This window comes from Echinicola sediminis (genome assembly GCF_054777495.1).
Genome location: NZ_BAAHAP010000008.1, coordinates 38,969 through 56,335, shown reverse-complemented (window position 1 = coordinate 56,335; position 17,367 = coordinate 38,969). Strand labels below are relative to the sequence as shown.

Below are 17,367 nucleotides of genomic sequence, written 5' to 3'. Positions count from 1 at the left end.
ATCAGCCCTCCTGATACCATGTGGCATATTTCGGGTAATTGTTTGCCGTCCGGGTAATTACCTCCAGCATTTCAGGACCGGTAGCTTTTACCTTCTTAGCAGGCATCCCTGCATAAATGCTGTTGGCCTCCACCACGGTACCGGCCAAGACAACTGCCCCCGCAGCTATCACGGCACCACTGTGTACCACGGCGTTATCCATAACTACAGCTCCCATTCCGACCAACACATTATCATGAATCGTACATCCATGCACGATGGCATTATGGGCAATGGACACATTGCTGCCTATATATGTTCCGGCTTTTTGATAGGTGCAATGGATCACTGCCCCATCTTGAATATTGGTCCTGTCACCAATTTTAATTTCATGTACATCTCCCCTTACGACAGCATTGAACCATACGGTGCAATTGTCTCCCATGCTTACATCCCCTACTACTGTAGCATTGTCTGCCAGCCAGCAGTCACTGCCCATTTTCGGCTCTTTGCCATTTATTTTCTTTATCAATGCCATAATTTATGTTCAGTTTATTGATATCTTAACCTTTTATTGACAATCAAAACTAATTTTTTTAACAACATATTGAACCTTTTTTCCTAACTTTAAATTTAGATGTATATACATTAATTTTGAATACATTTTATCTAAATCAAACAACTATGAAAATTATCAAAACAACTGGTCTTTTTCTTGCAGGTGCATTATTGGTAGCTTCCTGCGGACAAAAAGGTGAAACCGTAGAAACCACCGAAGCCCAAGAAGTGGCTGCCGCCACCGGAAAAACCGTGACTATTGATCCAGCTTCCAGCCAAATTTCCTGGACAGGCTACAAACCTGCGGGAAAACATTTTGGCACCATTCCTGTGACAGGCGGGGAAATCAGCTTAAAAGGATCCGATATCACCAGCGGAACCTTTACTTTTGACATTACTGCCTTGAAAATTGACGACTTGGAAGAAGGTTCCGAAAGTTACGGAAAACTTCAGGGCCACCTGCAGTCTCCTGACTTTTTCGATGCTGCCAACCATCCTAAGGCTACTTTTGAAGTGACAGCCGTAGAACCTTTTGCTTCTGATGCACAGATCGAGGACAAAGAAGAGTTCGAGTCAGACTACACCCCCAATACCCTTAGCGAGCAGATCGTAGAAAGCCCTACCCACTGGATCAGTGGTAACCTTACGATGAGAGGGACTACTAAAAACATTAAATTCCCTGCTGCAATTGATGTGGAAAACGGCCAAGTTTCAGCCAAGGCTGGCTTTAACATCGACAGAACAGACTGGGGATTGTCTTATGGGGACGAGAGCACCGCTGTAGATAAGGCTAAAGACAAATTCATCTACAATACAGTCAATGTAGGTTTTGAAATCAAAACCAATTAATCAACCAAACTTTCAGTAAAAGAGGAATTCTTTAGAATTCCTCTTTTTTTATGCCCATTCCCCTAATTTTACAGCATGAATCATGAGCACCTAAAGGAATACCCTCTAGTAACCGGTTTACTTAAAAAAACCCTTCAATGGGCCTGCCACAACTTCCCTTATGTTTCCTATTTCAATCCTAACGATATCCCCTACCCCAATAATGGCTTTAGCCACATGCTCTACGCCGGGACGACAACTGTAAACTGGAATGACTTGGATTCCCATCCCGGCCCTAAATCCGGTATCTTCAGCTACGACCTCAAAAATAAATTTGAAAGGCTCCATAGTAAAAACCCCTCCTTGGTCAGTTGTCCGGAAACCCTATTTTTCCTACCGGAAATCACCCTGTTTTTCAATGAAAAATCCATCTGTATTGACCATCCAAAACATGCAGAGATCATTCAGCATATTCTTGCAACCGAACAATTAAGCCAACAGCAGAAAGTTCACCCTATTAGGTTTCATACCTCCAAAGAAGAGTACATTCAAAACGTAAGACATATCCAGGACCATATTAGAGAGGGTGATATCTATGAAATGAATTACTGCATGGCCTTCAGCGCAGCTTTCGACTACCTGGACCCCATAGAGACCTATTGGAAATTACTGGACAAATCGCCTATGCCCTTTAGCTGTTTTTTCAAGGCAAAAAGCCACTATTTAGTCGGCGCTTCACCAGAAAGGTTCCTCAAAAAGAAAGGCAAAAAAATCATTGCCCAACCCATCAAAGGCACCATCAAAAGAGGCTCGTCACCGGAAGAAGATCTTAGGCTGATGGAACAACTAAAAAAGAGTGAAAAGGAACAGGCAGAAAACCTGATGATAGTCGATTTAATGAGAAACGACCTCTCCTGGATTTCCGACCCAGGCTCCGTCAAGGTGGACGAACTGTTCGGGATCTATCCTTTCAGACAAGTTTCACAGATGATCTCTACCGTTTCATCGACTTTAAAGCCGACAGCAAGCTTTGACAGGATCATTTCCCACACATTCCCCATGGGCAGCATGACCGGTGCGCCAAAAATCAAATGCATGGAACTGATCGAGCACTATGAAAACTTCAAAAGGGGCTGGTTTAGTGGTGCCGTCGGCTACCTATCTGATGAGGGGGATTTTGACTTTAGCGTAATCATCAGAAGCATAGTCATAGACCAAGAAACCAATAAATTGTACTTCGCAGCTGGCAGTGCGATTACCTATGACGCTGATCCAGAATACGAATACGAGGAATGCCTGCTTAAAGCAAATGCTATTTTGAGCCTGTTTCAAGAAAATTAATGGCCTCTCCTGCTGGATCAAACCCTAAATTTGGACAACAGTTTACTCAGCCATCCATCTGGAGTAGTCTTCAAATCATCTTCATAATAATTCCCGGTATAATTATTTTTACGGATGTAGGAATAATTGTATCCATACCCATAATTATATCCTCCAAAATCATACACATCGCCACCTGCTTTGAGACCATTAAACACGCAATAGAAATTACGGATTTGATCATTGGCATATAAGTCATTGATCATCAACAGGTACTTTTTATGGGTATAGTCCTGCCTTACGATATACAAGTTGACATCGGAAAACCTCAGCAAATCCATCGTTTCTGACACCAACGCCAAAGGCGGGGTATCCATGATGATGACCTCAAAATCCTGCTCCAAGGCAGCAATTAAATCCTCCATTTTTGACTTTAGCAACAACTCCGAAGGATTGGGTGGAACAGGGCCAGAAGGCACAAAATAAAGGTTTTCATATTTCGTTTGGTGGACAATATCCTCCAGGTTGGCCTTTCCAACCAAATAGGTAGAGAGGCCATTTTTATTGCTTATCCCCACATAATTTGCAATCCGGGGTTTTCTTAAGTCCATCCCTATGACACAGGTTTTCTTGCCACATAGAGCCATGGCCGAGGCCAAATTAAGGCTTACAAACGTTTTTCCTTCCCCGGAAACACTTGAGGTGACCAAGATTCTTTTACAGCGCTTTTCACTTTCTATATAGAACAAAGCAGACCTCAGTGACCTGAATGACTCCGAAACAACTGCTTTAGGAAACTCGGCCACCAACATATTGGTGTCTTTGTCACTAAATCCAATGGTACCCAATAAGGGAATACGGATAGCATTCTTTAGTTGGATTTGATCCACTATCCTATTGTTTAAGTATTGATACAGCAATAGCAGGCCTAAGGGGATAAAGAAACCGAGTCCGAAAGCCATCCCATAATTTTGCGACTTCTTTGGAAAAATAAGGCTGCCCTTCTTGGCGTAATCCACCACTGAATTATCCGGAACATTGGAGGCTTTGGCGATACCTGCTTCGGCCCTCTTCTCCAACAAATAATTGTAAAGGTTTTCCCTCAGTTTATATTCCCGAAAGATATTGGTGTAATTGGATTCAGTTTGGGGAAGGGCAGAAAACTCTTCATCCAATTCGGCCAGCTTTCTTTGGGCTTCCAATTTCTTTGCCTCGGTATTGGCCACCAGATTACTGATATTTTCATCTATGTTTTCCCTTAGACGCTGCATCTGATCCTCCAATTTCTCCACATCTGGGTGGTTTTCCTTAACGGCAGCAAGGAGCTTTCTCCGCTCCAGGGAAATATCTATCAGACTTTGGGTCATACTGTTCAATAGGCCATCACTGATCCCCATCATTGAAGGAGCCAATACCCCACTGAAATCACCGGATTTACTATCCAGGTACTTCTTTAAGGACCTGTAATATCCCAACTCAAAATCCAGTTCTTGAATTTGCTCCTCCAAGGTGTGTATTCTTCCCAAAACTCCGCCAAACTCAGAGCTTACATTAAGCAGTTTGTTGTCCACTTTAAAGCTCAACATTTTCCGCTCAACCGCCTTTAGCGAATCCTCTAAAATAAACATCTGCTCATCGATGAACTTCAGCGTATTTTCGGACATGAGGTTCTTTTCCTTAAGGTCATGTTCTATATAAGAATCCATCAATGCATTGACGTAGTCACTCCCTTTTTCTACCACAGTGGTCACCACGGTAACTACCAATACCGACCCGTAATTATTTTGTAAACGCACAGAAACCGCATTGGCATAGCGGTCTACCAAAGCTGCCGGATTGTGAATTGTAAAAGAAAGGTTATCCCCTGCTTTCATTGAACGCAGCTTCTCCACTGTAAACCTGGAATGTGAGGTGGTGATCGTATCTCCAAACTGGAAAGTCTTGTCGAGAATTTCATCATCAAAGTCCCCGCCGACACCTCCAAAAATATAATCCAGCCAGCCACTTTCTTTCTTGGACAGACTGAATTCCTCTTCGGAAAGCACTGTCAATTGCATAGGTCCACTTTCCTCTTGGCTATAATCCCTATCTACATTTACTCGAATCGGGGACTTATCATAAAGCTCTACTTCTTTGATGGTAGTCGAAGCAAAATAACTGACATCAAAATGCAACTTTTTCAATGCCTCAGATGCCAGATTTTTAGAAGTAAACAACAAAATATCATTTTCGAGATTATTCATTCCCGAAAAAATATTCGACCTGTCCAAAATCCGGACTTCAGGGGATGGGTTGTTCTTTATGAGTATGCTTCCCTTCACTTCATACCGCTCCACACTGTACCGATGGTATAAGAAAACCAAGGTCAGTGAGATCATGATGCATATCAAATAAAGCGGCCAATACCTTGAATATTTGATAAGGTAATATTTGATATCTATGGGCTTAACCTCCTCCTCAAACTTCGAAATGTCTTGCTGATCTATCATAGATTAATTTTGAGTCAATGCAATAAAAAACAGTACGGATGATATCAGTCCAATGGTCAACTGCAGTGCTGTGGTCAAGTTATTCGCATCACCTACCTGTCGGATGTTCATTGGCTGGAGGTAAAGAATATCATTGGGCTGAATAAAATAGTAAGAAGATGCCAACAAAGCCCTGTCATTTAGGTTGATTTGGTGGATCTTAACTCCTCCGTCGTACTGTCGGATCAAATAAAGCTCGTTTTTCTTGGCCAAAATATCACTTTCTCCCGCTAAAGCCAGGGCATCAAAAATCGTTGCCCGGTTTTTCATAATGACTTTTGTCCCGGAGTTTGAAAATTCACCCAATGTGGTAAAACGAATGCCTCCTGTTCTTAAGCGAACGTAAACCTCCTCCTTGAAATACTCATTTATTCTATCCTCCACTTTTTTTCTGGCTTCCTCTTCGGTAAGTCCGGCAATTTTGATCAGCCCAAGCTTGGGAATCCTGACCATTCCATTTTTATCAATATTATAACCCGTAAAATAAAAAATATCTCCGCCTCCACCAGCTCCTCCGGCCCGGGAAATCCTTGACCCTTGGTATTCAAACGCTTTGGTCAATTCTTCATCAGAAGAGGCAAAATCAATATCCACGATATCAAAGGGCTGCAAAACATACTCATAGTCGACATCTGCATAAGGGATAAACTCATTCAATTCTATAGGCTTATTTCCTGGTAAATTTTGAAGATAGTTTAATCGCTTATTGCTGATACAAGAAACAAAAAAAGTCGAAAGTAATAGTAAGAATAATAGTTGTTTCATCAAGGCCTGAATTGAGGTTAAGCACCACCAAATATACTTAAATATCTAAGGTTTGGAAATTTATAAAACTTTCAGGAGCCTACCAATTGCCTCTCCATAGTAGTTAGATTAAGAAATGAGTACTTCCTTCCCGATTCCACCAAAAACCAGTACAAAAACCTTCTTATTTCCTCCCCTTTTTATCCCATGCCTTTCAAGTGGGCAAAAGCAACTTAGTAACAGCATCGCATGACACCTGGCGCTATAAACTGCTCCCAAACAAAAAGAATAGTCAAATTGAACTTTTGACTATTCTTTTTCTGGCCTCCCATCTTATTAGCATAAATTAAGACTGGTAGTGGTCTTCGTAATATTTCTGGTAATCGCCAGAGGTTACACGATCCAACCACTCTTCATTTTCCAGGTACCAATCCACGGTTTTTTCTATGCCTTCTTCGAACTGCAATGATGGCTTCCACCCTAAATTCTTTTCTAGTTTGCTGGCATCAATGGCATACCTCAGATCATGTCCTGCCCTGTCTTTCACAAATGTGATCAGATCTTCCGACTGCCCCTCTTTCCTTCCCAGTTTCCTGTCCATCACCGCACACAGCAATTTAACAATATCAATATTTCTCCACTCGTTCCAACCTCCAATATTATAGGTTTCTCCGTTTTCGCCCTTATGAAAAATCTCATCTATTGCCTGTGCGTGATCTTCCACATACAGCCAGTCCCTGACATTTTCCCCTTTTCCATAGACGGGCAGCGGCTTGCTATTTTTTATATTATGGATACACAAAGGGATCAATTTTTCAGGAAATTGATTGGGACCATAATTATTCGAACAATTGCTGATCACGGTCTTTAACCCATATGTATTCGCATAAGCCCTGACAAAATGGTCAGAAGAGGCTTTTGAGGCTGAATAGGGCGATTGAGGGTCATAGGAAGTCGTTTCCTCAAAAAAACCACCATCATCCAGTGAGCCGTAGACTTCATCGGTCGAAACATGGTAGAACAAATGCCCTTCTTTCTCTCTCCAGGCACTCTTGGCAACATTCAGAAGATTTACAGTGCCAATTACATTGGTTTTTACAAAAGCCAATGGATCTGTAATGGATCTATCCACATGTGATTCCGCTGCCAAGTGAATCACATCGGACACCTGATGTTCTTCAAAAACGCGCTTAAGTTCTTCCTCATCCAACAGATTGACCTTTTCGAAAAAGTAATTTTCGGCACTTTCCACCTCCTTCAGATTTTCCAAATTCCCCGCATAAGTAAGGCAATCAAGGTTGATGATTTTGTAGGTTGGATATTTAGCAACGAACAGTTTCACTACATGGCTTCCAATAAAACCAGCACCTCCGGTAATTAAAATAGTTTTTTGCATGATCTAACAAGCTCTTATTTTTTATAATGATCCCTATACCATGAAACAAAGGCCTCCACCCCTTTGGCTACGGGAGTAGAGGGTTTATAGCCAGTATCAGCCACCAGATCGGATACATCAGCAAAGGTTACAGGCACGTCCCCGGGCTGTATGGGCATCAGCTCCAACTCGGCCTTTGATCCCGTGGCTTTTTCGATGGCTTCGATAAAGTCCATCAAATTAACGGATTTTGAATTGCCTATATTATACACCTTATAAGGGGCATTTGAGCCATTACCTTCTCCCAATCCTTTCTTCTCTCCCTTGGGCGGGATCATAGCACTCCTATAAACGCCTTCGACGATATCATCTATATATGTAAAATCACGTTGCATTTTCCCATAGTTAAATACCTTCAGCGGCTCCCCTTTCAAAATCGCATCCGTAAAAAGAAACAGGGCCATATCGGGTCTCCCCCATGGTCCATATACCGTAAAAAACCTTAACCCTGTCGTCGGTATATTGTATAAATGGCTGTAAGTATGGGCCATTAATTCATTGGACTTTTTTGATGCGGCATAAAGACTTACCGGATGGTCCACATTGTCTGATGTTGAAAAGGGGATTTTTGAATTTGTCCCGTATACGGAACTCGAAGATGCATACACCAAATGCTTTACGGGATGATGCCTGCATGCCTCAAGAATATTTAAAAACCCGACAATATTAGCATCTATATAAGCCCGTGGGTTTTCCAGGGAATACCTCACTCCTGCCTGTGCCGCCAAGTTAACCACCACATCAAATTTCTCTTGGGCAAAAAGTTCCATCATCCGCTCTCCGTCTTCCAGGTTCATTTTGACAAAACCAAAACCTGACAGCCCCTCTTTTTGAAGTCCTTCCTTCATCCCCTTGCTATCAATCCCAAGATCCTCTAATCTTGCGTACTTTAAGTTTACGTCATAATAATCGTTGATATTATCGATCCCTACCACTGTATGACCTTCCTTCAAAAGCCGCTTTGCTAGTGCATGCCCTATAAAACCTGCAGCACCGGTTACCAAAAATTTCATATTATACCATCTTTAATTGTTCGATTAAAATTCATAAAACCATCACCACATGATCCCGCTGACTGTCAATTGTTTCTTCCGCTTTGCCCAAAAGTCCTATTCCGAATCTGTAGAACAAAGGAAGGGCATCGACAAGCAAAGCAGGACCTTCAACAGTTTTTTTGGGGGGACAGGTCACTACTGAATGTTTGCTCTTACTGGATCAATAGTGACTATCCCTATCCTTAAATATACATAAGGGGAATCACATCCCTAGTCGTTTTAGGGCTGTAAAAGCAGGAAGTAAAATTAATATAATTTGGTACCCAATTGTTCTTTTCAACATTTTTATTCTATTGACAATACTATTTCGCATCCCATCGAGTGCCCCCCTACCAATTCGCTCCACGTTAAAGCCTGTTTCTAGGTGATGAAGGGTGAAACAACGGGAGCCGGCAGCACTTTAAGCGCATTCGCTATTATAGCTCTTCCATTTTCTTCATCATCCTCAGACCTTTCCATAAAAATCAGCCCAATGCCTCTGGTCCATCTATAAAAGAATTCCCTATTTCATTACATTTCCTTGCATTAATCATTAATTTTAGCGCACTAAAAAACCTTATTAAACCAATGAAGAAAATAGCTGTTTTAACTTCCGGCGGAGATGCCCCAGGGATGAACGCCTGTATTCGGGCAGTAGTGAGAACAGGGATCTACCATGGACTGGATGTGTATGGTATCATGTATGGATATGACGGGATGATAAATGGAGAGATCATTCCCATGGAATCCCATGCTGTCAGTAACATCGTTCAAAGAGGCGGCACCATATTAAAGTCTGCTAGAAGTCTTGACTTCAAAACCAAGGAAGGAAGACAAAAAGCCTATGAGCAATTGCAAAAACATGGTATTGAGGGATTGGTTGCCATCGGAGGGGATGGAACTTTCACTGGTGCCAAGGTTTTCTATGAAGAATTTGGTATTCCGACCATAGGCTGTCCTGGAACCATTGACAATGACATTTATGGTACAGACTACACCATTGGTTTTGATACGGCCATCAATACGGCTTTGGAGGCCATCGATAAAATCAGGGACACTGCCGCTGCCCATGATCGCATCTTCTTTATAGAAGTAATGGGCCGTGATAGCGGATATATCGCTGTAGAATGCGGACTTGGAGGCGGTGCTGAAATGGTTATGGTTCCGGAAACCAAGACGACGCTCAATGAAGTAGTGGAAAAGCTTACCGGCTCTCCTAAAAGCAAAACTTCCAGCGTAATCGTAGTAGCAGAAGGCGATGAAGAAGGAAATGCTGCTGAGATCATGGAAAAAGTAAAAGGCATCATCAACGACGATTCCAAGGACTTCAAAGTAACAACACTTGGACATATACAGAGAGGCGGTAGCCCAACCGGTAAAGACAGAATGCTTGCTAGCCGTTGTGGTATGGCAGCCGTGGAAGGTCTACTGAACGGTAAGGCCAACTGTATGGCCGGCATCATCCATGACCAGGTGGTCTATACCAGCTTTGAGGATTGCATTACCAAAAACAAACCTCTCAACAGAGACACGTTAAAACTAATCGAAATCCTAAGTATTTAACCCATGGGATTTATTCCAATATTGGTCACATTGGGCGGTTTTATATTGCTTTTCTTTTTGGTGGTAAACCAAAGCATCAAAAACAAAAGGGAGCAATACAAAACCGCTCTTAACACCTTGTCCAAAAACCTAAATATGAATAACTCCGTTTCCCCATCGCTCAAAGCCTTGGAGGAACGGTTTTCTACCCTTTCAGAGGCCAACAATACCGACATAAAATCTTCCAAAGCACTTTTGGGCAAAGCCAAATTACTGAGACACCAGTATAACCAATTGATAACGACAAAACCTTACAGTTTTGTGGCTAAAATAGCAGGTCATTCTGCGATCTGATCCTGGACAAAACCGATGATTTGTTCATACTGATTTGGCGAAAACCAGTGCATTTCTCCATCTCTTCTAAACCAGGTCATTTGTCGCTTGGCATACCTTCTTGAATTCCTTTTCAACAATCGGATCGCTTCGTCCCGATCGTACTGCCCGTCTAGGTAATTGAATATTTCCGTATAGCCCACGGTCTGTAAGGCATTGAGCTCCCTTAGCGGAAAAAGTTTTTTCGCTTCATCAAATAACCCGCCACTGATCATTATATCCATACGGTGATTGATTCGCTCATACAGTTCTTCTCTATCCCGCTCCAGGCCTATCTTTATGACCTTAAAAGGACGTTTCACCTTTTTACGTGTCCTAAAACTGCTAAAGGGCTTTCCTGTTCCAATAGCCACTTCACATCCCCGAATCAGCCTTTGGGGATTATTTATATCTACTTTGGAATAATATTCTGGATCCAATGCCATCAGCTTTTCCTGGATGGCCCCAATTCCATGCTGCTCATAAAGCTCATTAAGTGATTTTCTTACTTCAGGATCGATATCCGGGATTTCATCGAAACCATCACAGACAGCATCTATGTACAGCCCCGAACCTCCGGTCATAAGCACTACATCATGAACTTGGAACAATTGCTCCAGGAGCAAAAGTGCCTCCATTTCAAACTTTCTCACATCATAATCATCATGCACAGACAGGCTGTCCACAAAATGATGCTTTACCTGGCCCATCTCCTTATCAGTAGGCTTAGCAGTCCCTATCTCCATTTCTCTATAAAACTGCCTACTATCGGAAGAAATAATTTCAGTATTAAATTTTTTGGCTAGATTTATGCATAATTCAGTTTTCCCCACCGCAGTAGGACCAGCGACAACAAGTAAATATTTGTTTGTTTCGGAAGTACTCACCAACTGTATTTCGATTAATATTGACCCAAAATTAGCAAATTAAAGGGCATGGAAAATAAAAAGGTATTAATAGTAGATGACAACAACATGAACCGAAAGGTTTTTGAGAACATCATCTCGCATAATTATCTTTTCGACACTGCGGAAAATGGATATCAGGCCATTCAAAAAATCAGGCAGCAGTTCTATGACATTATCCTGATGGATATCCAAATGCCGGTAATGGACGGGATCAGCACCCTAAAAGCCATCAAAGAAGAAGGACTTCGTCAGGGGCCTGTCATTGCAATATCCGCATTTTCCAACCAAAACGACAGGGAGTATTTTTTGTCCGCAGGATTTGATGAATTCATCACCAAACCTGTAAAACCCAAGAACTTGCTGGAAAGCATTTATTTCCACCTCCACAAAGACCAAAAAGCGTCCTCAAAACCATCTAGCTATAAACCAGAAAAAATACTGGATCAAAAAATATACGACCAAATAATTAGGTACAATTCAAAACAAGAGATCAAAACGGTTTATAAAGATTTTTTTACTGAGGCCAAGTGCTTACTTAAGGAGATTGAAGAACTGATAGAGGCAGAAAATTTTTCAGAAATTGGAGAAAAACTTCATATTTTAAAGGGCAACTCAGGAACTTTGGGTGCAAAACAACTTTTTATTCATACTGGGCTACTTGAACAAAAAATTAGGGATGCAAAGTTTGAGGATATTATGGAAGATTATATAACATTGCAGAAGGAATTGAATGTATTTATCGAACTTCTTAACAAACTAAACGATCAATTGAGCGAATGAGTGACAGCAAAAAAATTTTGGTAGCAGAGGATAGCTCAGTAATCATCAATCTTACCAAAAAGGTATTGATGTTTGAAAACTACCAGATTACCTCGGTAAAAAACGGCCAACAAGTGCTGGACAAATTAAACAAAGAGGATTTTGACCTCATTTTGATGGACATCAACATGCCTGTTATGGGAGGGATAGAATGCACCAAGGCCATTAGGGCTATCCCCAACACCAAAAAAGCCCAAATCCCCATCATTGCCATTACAGGAAACTACCAAAATTTCACCATGGATGAATTCAAACAAGCGGGGCTTAATGATTACCTTCAAAAACCACTTGATTATGACCTGTTGCTCTCCACGGTAAAAAAACACCTCCATTAATAAACGCATACTCCACCCAGCTACCATGGCGATAAAATACACCAAAACCAACTTGGACAAAATTGAAAGCCTCTTTGCTGAATCCGAGTACATGTTAAGGTACGAAAAAGGGAACTTCAAGTCCGGGTATTGCATTCTTAAAGACACTAAGGTGGTTATTATCAATAAGTACTATACCTTGGAAGGAAAAGTCAATACATTGATAGACATCCTAAAAGAACTGAATTTCAACCCAAAGGAGTTTAAAAATAAAAAAAACCAAGACTTCTATATTGAACTCCAACAAACAGAACTAAAGCTTTGAATATTACTTTTTTAGGCACAGGCACCTCCCAAGGGGTTCCCGTAATCGGCTGTAGATGTGAGGTATGCTGCTCCTTGGACTTCCGGGATAAGCGTCTGAGAAGCTCAGTACACCTTCAAATAGACAACAAAAGCTTCGTCATCGATACCGGTCCTGACTTCAGGACGCAAATGCTGAGAGAAGGTATCAGTCGGCTGGATGCTGTCATTTATACCCACGAACATAAGGACCACACTGCGGGACTGGACGATATTCGACCATTCAATTTCATGCAGATGAAAGATATGCCCATTTACGGGACCAAACCTGTCCTCGAACAAATTAAAAGGGAGTTTTCTTATGTTTTTTCTACCAAAAAATACCCCGGAGTCCCTCAAGTGGTCACCCATGAAATCCACAACAAACCTTTTGAGGTCCATGATATTACCTTCACTCCTATAGAGGTAATGCATTATAAACTCCCTGTATTTGGATACCGCATCAAGGACTTTACGTATATCACGGACGCCAAATACATCAGTGCTGAGGAATTGAAAAAGCTTCAGGGAACAAAAGTGTTGGTTTTAAACGCCCTTCAAATCAGGGAGCATATCTCTCATCTGACCCTCAAGGAAGCCTTGGAAATCATTAAAGAAATCAACCCAGAGCGGGCCTATTTGACACACATCAGCCATAAGCTGGGCGTACATCACAAGATCCAGCAAGAATTGCCTGAAAATGTATTTCTGGCTCATGACGGCCTGAAAATCACCTTAGACTAATGCACCTCAATTACCACTTCCTTAAATTTCTTTGTCCCGAACTTCAACAGGAACTAAAAGGCTTCACACTGCTGGAGTGTTTTTCCCAAAATAAGGACGAGCTTGTAATGGGCTTTTCAGAAGGAAACCGCTCACTCTATTTGAGGGCAAACCTCTCCCCTGCCAATACCTGCCTCAGTTTTCCTGAAGATTACAAAAGGAGCAAAAAAAACAGCGTAGACCTGTTTGGCGATGCGACTGGCCAAACCGTGGACTCCATTGAGGTACTACCTTTTGAAAGGGCTTTCCAAATGACATTTGTCTCAGGAAAGACCTTTCTATTCAAGCTTCACGGTAACAGAAGCAATATACTCTACTATCACGCTTATCAGCAACATCCCAATTTGATATTTCGCAATGAACTGAAGGAGGACCAAAACCTGCTGATCGATCAGCTTAAAAATCCCTTGGAACTGACTTTCTCAAGATTTCAGGAATTGAATGGCAATGCAGCCTCTTTTCTTCCCACCTTGGGCAAGATTCCCAGGTCATGGCTAAAAAAACAGGGCTATATCGATTCTGAAATCGATGAAAAATGGGACTTGATGCAAAAGCTTTTGGACATGTTGGACGCTCCTCTGTACCACATTGTCAAGGAAGATGACAATTATTCGCTGAGCATGCTTCCTTCAGACCATAGTGTTTTCACCACTTCCTCTGCCATTACAGCTTCGAATGAATATTTTAAGTACGCCATTGTTCATCAGGCCTTTGAAAAAGAAAAAAACGGCCTGGTTAAAAATCTGGAAGAACAGAAAAGAAAAACTGCTGCTTACCTAAAAAAAACCAGAGAAAAACTGGAAGCTCTTCAAAACAGTGCTTCTCCAAGCCAAACAGCTGATGTCATCATGGCCAACCTTCATCAAATACCGGAAGGGGCCACAGAAGTAGAGCTGTTCGACTTCTACCAAAACAAAAACATCCTCCTTCAATTGAAAAAAGGAGTCACTCCACAGAAACAAGCTGAAAACCTCTATAGAAAGTCTAAAAACAGGAAGCTCGAGCTGGACCAGCTGAACAAAAACCTTTCAGAGAAAGAAACTTTTAGTGAGGAATTGGACCTGCTTCTACTGGAATTGGAAAGCATTGAAGACTTCAAAGCGCTAAGGGATTTCACAAAAAACCAGCAAATCAGCCGTACTCCTAAAAAACAGCAAGAAAACCTACCTTTCAAACGGTTTGAGTACGATGGATTTGAAGTTCTCGTGGGCAAATCCGCTAAAGCCAATGATGAAATGCTCCGCCACTTCAGTTGGAAGGATGATTTATGGCTACACGCCAAAGATGTATCCGGCTCACATGTTATCATCAAATTCAAAGCCGGGCACAACATCCCTAAATCCATTATTGAGCGGGCCGCGGAATTGGCAGCTTTTTACTCCAAAAACAGAAATGAGTCCTTGGCTCCTGTAATCTACACCCCCTGCAAATACGTCAGGAAAGTAAAAGGCTCTGCTCCCGGCGCTGTCATGGTAGACAAAGAAAGTGTCCTGATGGTGGTACCCAAAGGGCCATAAAAAAAGGCGTTGATTTTTGTCAACGCCTTTTTTATTGAAGAGCAAAACACGGTTTACTCTACCATATGTATCTTCAGCATATTGGTTCTTCCTCTTTCTTTCAATGGCATGCTGGCAGTATTGATGATCAATTCACCTACTTCCACATGTCCATCTTCCTTCAACTTATCCTGGATGAAATTAAACGTACCATCCGTAGAAGTCTGGTCGTCATTGAAGTAATAAGCATTGACACCCCAAACCAAACTCAACTGGGTAATCAGGGTCTTGTTCATGGTGAAAACAAAGTTCTGAGCATATGGTCGATGGGAGGCTATCCTAAAGGCAGTGAAACCAGAAGCGGTTATCCCTACTATTGCCTTAGCCCTTACGTTTCTAGAAAGCCTAGAGGCCATCAAAATCAAGTTATTGCTAAGGAAAGTATCATCATCCTCTGGGATTTTGTACAGATTATGATATACATCTGAATTGTCTTCCACATGCTTGATGACGCTGGTCATGGCTTTTACAGCATGTACCGGGAATGAACCTGAAGCAGTTTCCGCAGAAAGCATCACAGCATCCGCTCCGTCCAGAACAGCATTGGCCACATCATTGGTTTCTGCACGTGTAGGCCTCGGATTTTGGATCATACTTTCCAGCATCTGTGTGGCGATGATCACAGGCTTACAAGCCACCTTACACTTTTGAACTATTTTCTTTTGCCATAGCGGCACCATTTCCATTGGGACTTCCACCCCAAGATCACCACGTGCCACCATCAATCCGTCAGTCACCTCAATGATCTCATCAATATTATCCAACGCCTCTGGCTTTTCTATTTTAGCAACAATCTTGCATTCTTTACCAGCTGCTTTTATCCTTTCTTTCAGGTCAATGATGTCCTCTGCTGACCTTACGAAAGAAAGAGCGATCCAGTCTACCTCATTTTCAAGGCCAAACACCAAATCCTCCTTATCCTTTTCAGTAAGGGAAGGGGCACTCACTTTGGTATTGGGAAGGTTAATCCCCTTTCTTGATTTAAGAATTCCACCATGTACTACGGTACAGTTTACATTCTTACCATCTGTATCATTCACTTTAAGCTCCAGATTGCCGTCATCGATCAAGATACGGTCGCCTGATCCAACGTCACCCGGCAAGTTTTTGTAAACGGTGCTTACCAATGATGATGTCCCTACCAGGGGCTCATTGGTAATGGTAATGGCCTGGCCTTCCTTAATTTCCACACCGTTGTTCTCAACTTCACCTACCCTAATTTTAGGACCTTGCAAATCCTGAAGGATACCGATATTGAGGTTGTGATCTTTATTGATCTTTCTGATCAACTTGATCACCTCAGCGTGTCCTTCGTGATTTCCATGGGAAAAATTCAAGCGGAAAACATTCACTCCTGCAGCAACCAGATCTTTGAGGGTCTTTTCGTTGTTTGAAGCTGGTCCTACGGTTGCCAAAATCTTGGTCTTCTTATTCAAGTTGGGTACTTTCATTTTTTGAAACTGTTATTTAATAGGTTAATAGGTTCTCCTTTGATTTTATTTTTGAAACATCAAGCTTTACTACGTTTTGAACAAGACTATTTTGGGCAAGTCGTTCAATACAGATATTCAGATCTGTCTCCTGTGTGTAATCCTGTAGGAGCAGAAAATAATCCATGACTTTCAATTCCGGCACAAGATACAGCGTTTGTCCCGAATCTGAAAAGGAACGGTTCTTTAATAACTGAATAAATCCATGCTCTTTTTCCAAAATAAACTGTGAAATCACCAGATCCGGTTGATTTAGAAACTCCAGCTCATAGTCCTTGCTCTTGACCAACCTTACCCCTAGCGAACTATTGATGACCCAAGCCATTTTATAGTCTTTGAGGGGCGCCATTAGCCCTAACAGGTCGAATTCGTAATGATGTTCTACTTGGAGTTTTGTTTTCCTCATGGAGGGAAGGATTTAAAAAAACAAAATTAAAAATAATCTCTCAACTTCAATGTTTCGGGGGAATATCTTAAATTTAGTTCGTAGTTTTTTTTGGCATTAATGTTTTAAATATATTTCTTTGCGGAGTGTTTTAACTAAACTAATCACAAAATGTCTGAAATTGCACAAAAAGTAAAAGCCATTATCGTGGATAAGTTAGGCGTAGAAGAATCTGAAGTTACTCCTGAGGCAAGCTTCACTAACGACCTAGGCGCTGACTCTCTGGATACTGTAGAGCTTATCATGGAATTCGAAAAAGAATTCAACATCTCTATTCCAGACGACCAAGCTGAGCAAATTGGCACAGTAGGTCAGGCAGTAAGCTACCTGGAAGCTAACGTAAAATAATTTAACTACTCAAAATTCATTT

General features: G+C 41.7%; 19 protein-coding genes. 11 read left to right on the top strand and 8 right to left on the bottom strand.

Translation table 11 applies throughout. The features are described 5' to 3' along the window. Position 1: 1 nt before the first annotated feature. Positions 2–517 (bottom strand): gamma carbonic anhydrase family protein, encoded by a 516-nt coding sequence (locus ACYVAA_RS03480; RefSeq protein ID WP_460538669.1) that lies wholly within the window; start codon positions 515–517, stop codon positions 2–4. Positions 518–663: 146 nt separating this feature from the next. Between ACYVAA_RS03480 and ACYVAA_RS03475 the strand changes: the two genes are divergently transcribed. Both ACYVAA_RS03475 and ACYVAA_RS03470 read left to right on the top strand, forming a co-directional pair. After that, positions 664–1,386, top strand: coding sequence for a YceI family protein (locus ACYVAA_RS03475; RefSeq protein WP_460538668.1), 723 nt, complete (start codon positions 664–666; stop codon positions 1,384–1,386). 75 nt (positions 1,387–1,461) lie between these two features. Continuing rightward, a complete protein-coding gene (locus ACYVAA_RS03470) occupies positions 1,462–2,706 on the top strand; it encodes an anthranilate synthase component I family protein (protein ID WP_460538667.1) in 1,245 nt (414 codons plus the stop codon). Positions 2,707–2,723: 17 nt separating this feature from the next. On the opposite strand, the gene ACYVAA_RS03465 is transcribed toward ACYVAA_RS03470, so the two are convergent. The 4 genes from ACYVAA_RS03465 to ACYVAA_RS03450 form a co-directional block, all read right to left on the bottom strand. Next, positions 2,724–5,174: a GumC family protein gene (locus tag ACYVAA_RS03465; RefSeq protein ID WP_460538666.1), complete on the bottom strand. Its 2,451-nt coding sequence runs from the start codon at positions 5,172–5,174 to the stop codon at positions 2,724–2,726. Positions 5,175–5,177: 3 nt separating this feature from the next. Next, positions 5,178–5,978 (bottom strand): polysaccharide biosynthesis/export family protein, encoded by an 801-nt coding sequence (locus ACYVAA_RS03460; RefSeq protein ID WP_460538665.1) that lies wholly within the window; start codon positions 5,976–5,978, stop codon positions 5,178–5,180. Positions 5,979–6,303: 325 nt separating this feature from the next. Further along, positions 6,304–7,353: a dTDP-glucose 4,6-dehydratase gene (gene rfbB, locus ACYVAA_RS03455; RefSeq protein WP_460538664.1), complete on the bottom strand. Its 1,050-nt coding sequence runs from the start codon at positions 7,351–7,353 to the stop codon at positions 6,304–6,306. A gap of 14 nt (positions 7,354–7,367) precedes the next feature. Beyond that, positions 7,368–8,405, bottom strand: a complete 1,038-nt coding sequence (locus ACYVAA_RS03450) for an NAD-dependent epimerase (protein ID WP_460538663.1) — start codon at positions 8,403–8,405, stop codon at positions 7,368–7,370. Between the two features lie 49 nt (positions 8,406–8,454). Here ACYVAA_RS03450 and ACYVAA_RS03445 point away from each other — a divergent pair, with 49 nt between their 5' ends. From ACYVAA_RS03445 to ACYVAA_RS03435, 3 genes are all read left to right on the top strand, one after another. After that, entirely contained in the window at positions 8,455–8,589 is a 135-nt protein-coding gene (locus ACYVAA_RS03445; protein WP_460538662.1) for a hypothetical protein, read from the top strand. A 425-nt stretch (positions 8,590–9,014) separates the two neighbouring features. Then, positions 9,015–9,989: an ATP-dependent 6-phosphofructokinase gene (gene pfkA, locus ACYVAA_RS03440; RefSeq protein WP_460538661.1), complete on the top strand. Its 975-nt coding sequence runs from the start codon at positions 9,015–9,017 to the stop codon at positions 9,987–9,989. Positions 9,990–9,992: 3 nt separating this feature from the next. Further along, complete coding sequence (locus ACYVAA_RS03435) at positions 9,993–10,322, top strand: hypothetical protein (RefSeq protein ID WP_460538660.1); 330 nt, start codon at positions 9,993–9,995, stop codon at positions 10,320–10,322. On the opposite strand, the gene miaA is transcribed toward ACYVAA_RS03435, so the two are convergent. Continuing rightward, complete coding sequence (miaA, locus tag ACYVAA_RS03430) at positions 10,307–11,230, bottom strand: tRNA (adenosine(37)-N6)-dimethylallyltransferase MiaA (protein WP_460538659.1); 924 nt, start codon at positions 11,228–11,230, stop codon at positions 10,307–10,309. The two genes, ACYVAA_RS03435 and miaA, sit on opposite strands and share 16 nt — an antisense overlap. Before the next feature lie 45 nt (positions 11,231–11,275). On the opposite strand from miaA, the gene ACYVAA_RS03425 reads away from it, so the two are divergent. The 5 genes from ACYVAA_RS03425 to ACYVAA_RS03405 are packed head-to-tail and all read left to right on the top strand — an operon-like array spanning position 11,276 to position 15,023. Continuing rightward, positions 11,276–12,028 carry an Hpt domain-containing response regulator gene (locus ACYVAA_RS03425; RefSeq protein WP_460538658.1) on the top strand — a complete coding sequence of 251 codons (753 nt, stop codon included), beginning with the start codon at positions 11,276–11,278 and terminating at the stop codon, positions 12,026–12,028. Further along, positions 12,025–12,402, top strand: a complete 378-nt coding sequence (locus ACYVAA_RS03420; RefSeq protein ID WP_460538656.1) for a response regulator — start codon at positions 12,025–12,027, stop codon at positions 12,400–12,402. The genes ACYVAA_RS03425 and ACYVAA_RS03420 overlap by 4 nt, the downstream gene beginning before the upstream one ends. Before the next feature lie 25 nt (positions 12,403–12,427). Continuing rightward, positions 12,428–12,706, top strand: a complete 279-nt coding sequence (locus ACYVAA_RS03415; protein WP_460538655.1) for a hypothetical protein — start codon at positions 12,428–12,430, stop codon at positions 12,704–12,706. After that, entirely contained in the window at positions 12,703–13,467 is a 765-nt protein-coding gene (locus ACYVAA_RS03410; protein ID WP_460538653.1) for an MBL fold metallo-hydrolase, read from the top strand. Before ACYVAA_RS03415 ends, ACYVAA_RS03410 begins: the two co-directional genes overlap by 4 nt. Next, positions 13,467–15,023, top strand: a complete 1,557-nt coding sequence (locus tag ACYVAA_RS03405) for an NFACT RNA binding domain-containing protein (protein WP_460538651.1) — start codon at positions 13,467–13,469, stop codon at positions 15,021–15,023. Before ACYVAA_RS03410 ends, ACYVAA_RS03405 begins: the two co-directional genes overlap by 1 nt. 53 nt (positions 15,024–15,076) lie before the next feature. Here ACYVAA_RS03405 and pyk read toward each other — a convergent pair whose 3' ends face one another. Both pyk and ACYVAA_RS03395 read right to left on the bottom strand, forming a co-directional pair. Beyond that, positions 15,077–16,513: a pyruvate kinase gene (gene pyk, locus ACYVAA_RS03400; RefSeq protein ID WP_460538650.1), complete on the bottom strand. Its 1,437-nt coding sequence runs from the start codon at positions 16,511–16,513 to the stop codon at positions 15,077–15,079. A gap of 16 nt (positions 16,514–16,529) precedes the next feature. Further along, on the bottom strand, positions 16,530–16,958 hold the full coding sequence (locus ACYVAA_RS03395) for an IPExxxVDY family protein (RefSeq protein WP_460538649.1): 429 nt from the start codon (positions 16,956–16,958) through the stop codon (positions 16,530–16,532). A 150-nt stretch (positions 16,959–17,108) separates the two neighbouring features. Between ACYVAA_RS03395 and ACYVAA_RS03390 the strand changes: the two genes are divergently transcribed. Continuing rightward, positions 17,109–17,345: an acyl carrier protein gene (locus tag ACYVAA_RS03390; protein WP_010855324.1), complete on the top strand. Its 237-nt coding sequence runs from the start codon at positions 17,109–17,111 to the stop codon at positions 17,343–17,345. The last annotated feature ends 22 nt before the right edge of the window (positions 17,346–17,367 follow it).